Genomic DNA, 6,091 nt, shown 5'->3' with positions numbered 1-6,091 from the left:
TGTGCGTAGTGACGGTTCTCGGTCTCATACTCAACGTGCGCGGTCGAGATCGTGATACCACGAGCTTTCTCTTCCGGCGCTTTGTCGATCATGTTGTAGTCCTGGAACGAAGCGCCACCGGCTTCTGCCAGAACTTTGGTGATTGCTGCGGTCAGCGTGGTTTTACCGTGGTCAACGTGGCCGACGGTGCCAACGTTAACGTGCGGTTTTGTACGCTCAAACTTTTCCTTGGCCATTGCCCTCAGATCCTATTATCCGAACCAAAAAAACACGTAGTAACCCACCGCACGAGCCGACGGGTTGCATCATAAGAATATTGGAGCGGGTGAAGGGAATCGAACCCTCGTCGTAAGCTTGGAAGGCTTCTGCTCTACCATTGAGCTACACCCGCATATTTATGCTGCGAGCTCTCGCGAGGGCGAGAGAGTGGTGGAGGGGGCAGGATTCGAACCTGCGTAGACTAAGTCGGCGGATTTACAGTCCGCTGCATTTGACCGCTCTGCCACCCCTCCATCAGGGTCGTAACGCCATCCGGGTTTGACCCCGGCCTCGTTGCGGCGAGGGAGGGAATACGGCGAAGGCACCTACCCTGTCAACAGCAAAAAAAGCACGAAATCGTATTTCCTTTCCTATATGTTCGCCAAGTTTCGCCGATCAAACGAAGCAAACTGCATTCAGTCCCCTACGGCCCGGAGGTTTCCGCCATATGTCGCGTCGCAATAAATCCCGTTCAGGAAATCGTCATCAAGGTGACGGGGCGCCCGATGCCCTCCCGCAAGGCGATGAAAACCGTGAAGGCAATTCGCGCCGCGGACGAAAACGCGGCCGTGACGGTGGTGGATCGGGCGGCAATTCGCGCCTGATTCTATTTGGGCGTCACCCGGTGATGATGGCAATTGCCAATCCGCAGCGCACGATTCACAAAATCTGGGCCACCGAAAACACCCGTGATGAAGTCATGGCTGCCCTTGCCGACGCCGAGCGCGATGACATCGCGGTAGATTCGGCCGGACGCACCGACCTTGATGAAATGCTGCCGCCCGGCACCGTGCATCAGGGCATGGCCATGCATTGCGCCCCCCTGCCCCAGCTTTCCGTCGAAGAACTGATTGCCGATCACCGCGATTCTGAACAATGCACGGTTCTGATCCTTGATCAGGTGACCGACCCGCATAACGTTGGCGCGATCCTGCGCAGTGCGGCGGCATTTGGCGCATCAGCGGTTATCGTGCCCGACCGTCATGCCCCGCCTGAAACCGGCGTGCTTGCCAAATCGGCCAGCGGTGCGCTTGAAACAGTTCCCTATATCCATGCCGGGAACTTGAACCAGACGCTCGATAAGCTTAAGGGCGCGCATTTCTGGCTGGCGGGTATGGATGGCTATGCCGAACAGACATTGGCCGAAGCCAAACTTCATGGCCGTGTGGGTATTGTGATGGGATCAGAGGGTGAAGGGCTGCGCCGTCTGACGCGCGAAAGCTGCGACTTCCTGGTCAAGCTTCCGATGTCGGATCGCATCGAAAGCCTTAATGTTTCAAACGCAGCCGCCGTCGCGCTTTACGAGCTGTATCGCAAGTAGGCAACAGCGCGCCAGCATGGGCGTTTGAGGCGTTTTCACGGGATGTAAATTTCCGTGCTTCAAACTCTTGCAATCATCAGCGGCCCGGATTATGTTCGCGCCGCTCACGCCGGCATAGCTATAATTGGTAGAGCAGCTGATTTGTAATCAGAAGGTTGGGAGTTCGAGTCTCTCTGCCGGCACCACTCAAAGAAAACCCCGCAAGCCATCGGCTGCGGGGTTTTCTTTTGGCGTTACATCGAAATGCTATCTGGGCGGGCCTTCAAGGCGCACGATTTCATCAAGCCCGTCATCCCAGCTCGCCTTGCTGCCCATCATGATATGGGCGTTCGGGCGTATCGAGACAGGCGTTTCTAGGCTGCCTGCCGGGACGACCACCAGCTTGCCATCCATCTGCGTGTAGGGAACGGCCGAGCCGCAGTTTTTGCAAAACGCCTTTTGATGGCGCGTTTCGGGCACGGTGTAGGACTGGATGTGATCCTGGCCGTCGATCCAAAACAGCGTTGCCTTGCCTGAAAACAGATTGGCCGCATGGGCCGAGCCGGTGTCCTTTTGGCAATATTTGCAGTGGCACAGAAAGAACGCGTCAAAGTCACCCGTGATTTCGTAGCGCACAGCCCCACACAGACAGCCGCCGTGATGTTTATCAGCCATGACCATTCCCCTGCCCTAGCCGTCGCGTCTGGACGATGTGTAACGTTCCGAAACGTCGTAATAGTCATCAAAGCCGATGCGTTGGCGCAGGTCCGCCCAGCTCATCAGTTTGTCATCCCTCGGTTGGCCGACCTTCATGGTTTGCAGGCATTCGACCATCGCCTTCATGGCGGCCGCCATCAGCGAAAGTGGATAGGCCGCGATCTGATAGCCGATCTGTTTGAGTTCTTCGGGCGACAGGTCCGGGGTTTCGCCACCTTCAACGATATTGGCCATCTTGGGGCCGGGAAGTTCGGCACAGAGGGTGCGCATTTCATCGACGGATTTCGGGGCCTCAACAAACAGGATGTCGGCACCGAGTTCCTTGAACTTCGCGGCACGGTCAATCGCCTCGGTCAGGCCATGTTGATGACGGGCATCTGTGCGCGCCAGGATCAGGATATCCGCCCCGGCTTCACGGGCATCGACGGCGGCCTTGATGCGATCAAACGCCTCATCCCGGCCGACGACTTCCTTGCCCTTGGTATGGCCACAACGTTTGGGTGCCAGCTGATCTTCGATCATGACGGCCGCACAGCCTGCCTTGGCAAAGCCTGTGACAGTGCGCCTGACATTCATCGCATTGCCATAGCCGGTATCACCGTCGCCGATCACGGGGATCGATACCGCATCGGTGATGTTGCGCGCCTGATCAAGGACCTCGCCATAGGACATCAGGCCCAGATCAGGTTCGCCAATCCGTGCAGCAGAGGTCGCAAAGCCTGACATAAAGGTCAGACCGAATCCTTCCTGTTCGATCAGCTTGGCAGAAAGCGCATCAAAGCAGCAGGGCATCGTGATCAGATCACCGGTGGCAAGCAGTGCGCGCAGGGTATCGGCAGGTGATTTTACGTTACTCATCGGTCTTTACAGCTTGAAGGGAATATAAAGGGCGAGATCGTGCCAAACATACAAAAGGGCGGCACAAGCAAACATCAGCAGCAGGAAAGGTGCAACACCCCGGGCAACCTCGCCCAGTCTGGCCTTTGCCACCGACTGGATCACATAAAGGTTAAGTCCGACGGGTGGTGTAATCAGGGCACATTCGACCATGATCACCATATAAACACCAAACCAGATCGGATCGAATCCAAGGGCAAGGGCCGCTGGCAACAGAACTGGCGTCATGATCAGCACCATCGAAAGCGCTTCGAACACCAAACCCATTACCAGCAGAACCGCTGTGACAATCAGGATGAAGCCAAGTTCGGTATCGACCCCTTGGGTGATCATCACCGAGATGTCCTGCGGGATGCGATAAAGCGTGATCGCCTTGCCAAAGACCTTGGCCCCGGCAATGATCAGAATGATCGCAACCGTGGTTGCCATGGAATCGAACACCGCCTTTTTCAGCGCATCCCATGTCAGGACCCGCATGATCGGGCCGGTGATGATCAGGGCTGCGGCAAAGCCGATGGCCGCTGCCTCGGTCGGGGTGAAGGCCCCGGAATAGATGCCCGATATAATCAGCACGGCCAGAACAACCGAGGGAAGTGCGCGGATGGTGGCACGTTTGCGTTCGGCCCAGTCTTTTTTCGGTTCAAGTTCCTGCCCGCCCATGCGGGCATAAATCATCGAAAAGATGATAAAGAACACCAGAAGTGCTATGCCCGGTCCGATCCCCGCCAGAAACAGCGAGATCACCGATTCTTCGGTGACAAAGCCATAAATGATCATCGGGATCGATGGCGGGATCAGAATGCCAAGGGTTCCGCCCGCGGCCAACAATCCATAAACAAACCGCTTGTTATAGCCACGATTGATCATTTCCGGGATGGCAACGGTGCCGATGGTCGCCGCCGTCGCAACCGAGGAGCCGGAAATGGCGGCAAACACGCCACAAGACAGGATGGTCGCCACCGCAAGACCGCCCGGCCAATGGCCGACCCAGGCACTGACAGCGGCAAACAGGTCATTGCCGACACCGGCACGCAGCAGGATGTTTGACATCAAAAGGAACAGCGGTACGGCCAGCAGGATAAAACCATCAAGCGTGGACAAAACCGCCTGCGGTGCCATCAAGGGCGAAAAACCACCAAGGATCAGCATGGCAAGGCCGAGCCCGCCGAGCGCGAAGGCAACGGGCACACGCATCAGAAGCAATGCGAACATCGCAGCAAGGGTCAGGACGATGGTCATTCGTGCGCCCCTTTCGGAATATCCTTGCCGCGTGCAAGCCCGATAATCTCGATCACTGCCTGAATGGCAAGCAGCGCAAAGCCGATGGCGACCGGCAGTTCAGCAACCCATGCCGGAAGATCAAGCATGGTGCCGCTGGTGCGGCCACGCTCAAAGCTTTCATAAAAGATTTCCCAGCCCTTGATCGTCACCATCACCGAAAAGGCCAGAATGCAGGCCATGGCAATGATTTCGACAAGCCGCTGGACCTTGGGCGCGAGAAGACGGGTGATGGCATCCACCGAAATATGGCGGCGTGCGGCCAGTGCCCAGGGCATCCCCAAAAGCGATCCCCAGATCAGACACAGTTGGGAAAGCTCGGCCGCCCAGATGGTCGGGCGCACAAAGAAATACCGTGCCAGCACTTCGTAGGTCAGCATGCAGCCAGCAAGCACAAACAGGATGGCCGCGACCCACGCAAGAATAAGCGTCAATCGATCAAACATGATTTAAACAGTGCATGTTGGAAAACGGGGCGTCATCACCACACAGTATGGGCATTGGCCCGAATATGCGCGGTGATGACAACAAATCAAATTACGCCCCGGTCGGCGTCCACGGGCAATCATGCAGCGCATGGCGCATGGCACCCGACCGGTGGCGTCAAATCCTTAGAACTTCTGGGCGGCCTCGAAGACCTGCTTGCCAAGATCACCGGTATTGGCAAGGAATGCCTCGTAAACCGGTTTGGCAGCTTCGCGCCATGCAGCCATTTCTTCCGCCGTCGGGGTGTAAATGGTCATGCCGTTGGCTTTGGCTTCGGCAAATGCTTCTGCCTCGATTGTCGACATACGATCACGCACATCGTTCTCGGCATTGATGGCCGCGGTTGAAATGATGTCACGCTGCGCATCGGTCAGGCCGTTCCAGAAGTCGGTATTCACAACCACGATGAATTCGATATCGGCATCGTTGGTGGTGGTGACGGTGTCCATGACTTCCCAAAGCTGACGGGATTTCACACCCGACATGCCGGTCATGCCAACATCAACCGTGCCACGCTGATAGGCGATATACTGCTCGGACCCTGAAATCAGGGTCGGTGCACCACCGGCAGCGGAGATGAAATCACCCTGGGTTTTCGAGAACACGCGGACTTTCTGGCCTTTCAGACCGTCCGGGCCTTTGATCGGGCCACCGTTCGACAGCATAATCGACCCGCCGTAAGCCTGCCACCACAGAACCGTCGAACCGGTTTCAGCAATGGCTTCATCAAGCGGCGCACGTACCGGGGAATCCGGGGAAACGGCCTTACGAACCTTTTCTTCGGTGTCGAGCAGGAACGGCTGATAGAAGATATCAACCGCCGGGACGTCACCGACATAACGGGTCAATGACGCAACACCCATTTCAATCGCACCTGATCCAACCGCCGCAGGAACTTCCTTGTCCTTATAAAGTTGGGCTGAATCGTAGATCTGGACTTCGATATCGCCGTTTGATTTTTCCTCGACCTCGTTCTTGAACATCAGAAGGTTCTGACCGAGGTGGCTTTTCATCGGCAATTGCAGGGAAATACGCAATGTCAGGTCTGCGGCCTGAACGGTGCCGGAAAATCCGACGGCTGCCATCAGTGCGGCAGCAAGGGCAAATTTTTTCATGATGGACGTCCTCCGAGAACTTTTATTCTGTTTCTTTATT

7 protein-coding genes and 3 tRNA genes are annotated in these 6,091 nt (G+C 56.5%); 2 read left to right on the top strand and 8 right to left on the bottom strand.

All coding sequences use genetic code 11. The features are described 5' to 3' along the window. From WBY09_RS19785 to WBY09_RS19775, 3 genes are all read right to left on the bottom strand, one after another. On the bottom strand, positions 1-236 hold a 236-nt coding region (locus tag WBY09_RS19785; protein ID WP_336233676.1), incomplete at its 3' end, for a GTP-binding protein. Between the two features lie 81 nt (positions 237-317). After that, positions 318-391, bottom strand: a tRNA-Gly gene (locus WBY09_RS19780). A 36-nt stretch (positions 392-427) separates the two neighbouring features. Further along, a tRNA-Tyr gene (locus WBY09_RS19775) sits at positions 428-512 on the bottom strand. Between the two features lie 194 nt (positions 513-706). Here WBY09_RS19775 and rlmB point away from each other — a divergent pair. Then, positions 707-1,579, top strand: coding sequence for a 23S rRNA (guanosine(2251)-2'-O)-methyltransferase RlmB (gene rlmB, locus WBY09_RS19770; protein WP_008892100.1), 873 nt, complete (start codon positions 707-709; stop codon positions 1,577-1,579). A gap of 108 nt (positions 1,580-1,687) precedes the next feature. Continuing rightward, positions 1,688-1,764, top strand: a tRNA-Thr gene (locus tag WBY09_RS19765). Between the two features lie 61 nt (positions 1,765-1,825). On the opposite strand, the gene WBY09_RS19760 is transcribed toward WBY09_RS19765, so the two are convergent. The 5 genes from WBY09_RS19760 to WBY09_RS19740 all read right to left on the bottom strand — a co-directional run bounded on the left by WBY09_RS19760 (position 1,826) and on the right by WBY09_RS19740 (position 6,051). Beyond that, positions 1,826-2,233, bottom strand: coding sequence for a GFA family protein (locus WBY09_RS19760; RefSeq protein ID WP_286791017.1), 408 nt, complete (start codon positions 2,231-2,233; stop codon positions 1,826-1,828). A gap of 15 nt (positions 2,234-2,248) precedes the next feature. Beyond that, entirely contained in the window at positions 2,249-3,133 is an 885-nt protein-coding gene (locus WBY09_RS19755; protein ID WP_336233675.1) for an isocitrate lyase/PEP mutase family protein, read from the bottom strand. Between the two features lie 6 nt (positions 3,134-3,139). Then, positions 3,140-4,411 (bottom strand): TRAP transporter large permease, encoded by a 1,272-nt coding sequence (locus WBY09_RS19750; protein ID WP_008892103.1) that lies wholly within the window; start codon positions 4,409-4,411, stop codon positions 3,140-3,142. Continuing rightward, positions 4,408-4,896: a TRAP transporter small permease gene (locus WBY09_RS19745; RefSeq protein WP_008892104.1), complete on the bottom strand. Its 489-nt coding sequence runs from the start codon at positions 4,894-4,896 to the stop codon at positions 4,408-4,410. Before WBY09_RS19745 ends, WBY09_RS19750 begins: the two co-directional genes overlap by 4 nt. Positions 4,897-5,061: 165 nt before the next feature. Next, complete coding sequence (locus WBY09_RS19740) at positions 5,062-6,051, bottom strand: TRAP transporter substrate-binding protein (RefSeq protein WP_063090173.1); 990 nt, start codon at positions 6,049-6,051, stop codon at positions 5,062-5,064. Positions 6,052-6,091 lie beyond the last annotated feature (40 nt).

The sequence above is a fragment of the Thalassospira sp. CH_XMU1458 genome (genome assembly GCF_037027205.1).
In the GTDB taxonomy this organism is placed as follows: Bacteria; Pseudomonadota; Alphaproteobacteria; order Rhodospirillales; family Thalassospiraceae; genus Thalassospira; species Thalassospira tepidiphila.
Note: the sequence above shows the minus strand (reverse complement) of the source record. Positions and strands in the feature narration are given on the sequence as shown.